Consider the following 396-nt stretch of genomic DNA (forward strand, 5'->3'; position numbering starts at 1 on the left):
CCTCTTGTTTTTCCATGCTCACCAAGAAGTGCCGCGATTTCTCCAAAGTTTCCTCTGATAACACTTATCTCTCCTATCTCTAAAAGTCTTAGAGAAGTCTTTGTTCTGAGTTTCGTAGCTCCAGCGCCTACAGGATCCAGAATAACAGGCTTTTTGAGGTCTTTTGCAGCCTTAACAGCTTTCATCATGGAGTATATTTTGTGCTCGTCTAAGGTCCCGATGTTTATCACTAGTGCGTTAGCCAAGGCAACCATCTCTTCGAGTTCTTCTATTGCATGGGCCATAACTGGAGAAGCTCCTATAGCAAGGAGAGCATTTGCTGTGGTATTCATAACTACGTAGTTGGTTATGTTATGTACCAAGGGTTTCTTTTCTCTAACTTTTTCCAATGCTTTG

1 protein-coding gene is annotated in these 396 nt (G+C 42.2%); it reads right to left on the reverse strand.

Going from position 1 to position 396, the window contains the following annotated elements:
* The coding region (locus E3E37_RS11395; RefSeq protein ID WP_206204117.1) for a hydroxyethylthiazole kinase at positions 1-396 on the reverse strand (396 nt) is incomplete at both ends.

Origin of the sequence: Thermococcus sp. ES12 (genome assembly GCF_012027515.1) — an archaeon.
Classification (GTDB): domain Archaea; phylum Methanobacteriota_B; class Thermococci; order Thermococcales; family Thermococcaceae; genus Thermococcus; species Thermococcus barossii.